Raw genomic sequence first — 606 nt, 5'->3', positions numbered from 1 at the left:
GCATGCCTGTCACGGCCTCGCCGCCATAGAGCGAAATGCCCGGCCGGGTCAGGTCGAAATGGTAATCTGGCCCGAGGAGGATGCCGCCTGAATTGCAAAGACTGGATTCGATACCTTTGAAAAGCCGTGTAACCTCGCGGAAAGACTCGCATTGCCGCTGGTTCATCGGGTGATGTGGCTCATCCGAGCAGGCGAGATGGCTGAGCACGAGACCTGGCTTCAACGCCGGATCCGCGGCCAGCGATGCAGCCGCCGCGACAGTGAGCCCCAGCCGGTTCATGCCGGTGTCGACATAGAGTGCGTAAGGGTGATCCGGCGCGGCCGTCCGCAGGAAAGCATATTGCTCCATCGAGCCCACGACCGGGATGAGACCGTCCGCCAGCACCGGTGCCTCGACGCCGCGCCAGACGCCGTTCAGCACGAATATCCGCGCCTCGGGCGCCACGCGCCGCAGCCGGCTGCCTTCTTCCGGCGTTGCCACGAAGAAATCCCGGCATCCCGCCGCAGCCAGCGCCAGCCCGACTTCGGCCGCGCCCAACCCATAGGCATCCGCCTTCAACACCGCCGCCGTGCGCGCCTTGCCCGAGAGCCGGCAAAGGTCCTTCC

1 protein-coding gene is annotated in these 606 nt (G+C 65.8%); it reads right to left on the bottom strand.

Going from position 1 to position 606, the window contains the following annotated elements; genetic code table 11:
- Nucleotides 1–606: alanine racemase (locus AC1D0P_RS27090; RefSeq protein ID WP_477679560.1), on the bottom strand; the 606-nt coding region annotated here is incomplete at both ends.

The sequence above is a fragment of the Polaromonas sp. P1_G2 genome (assembly GCF_056405515.1).
This window is presented reverse-complemented; position numbering and strand designations above follow the sequence as displayed.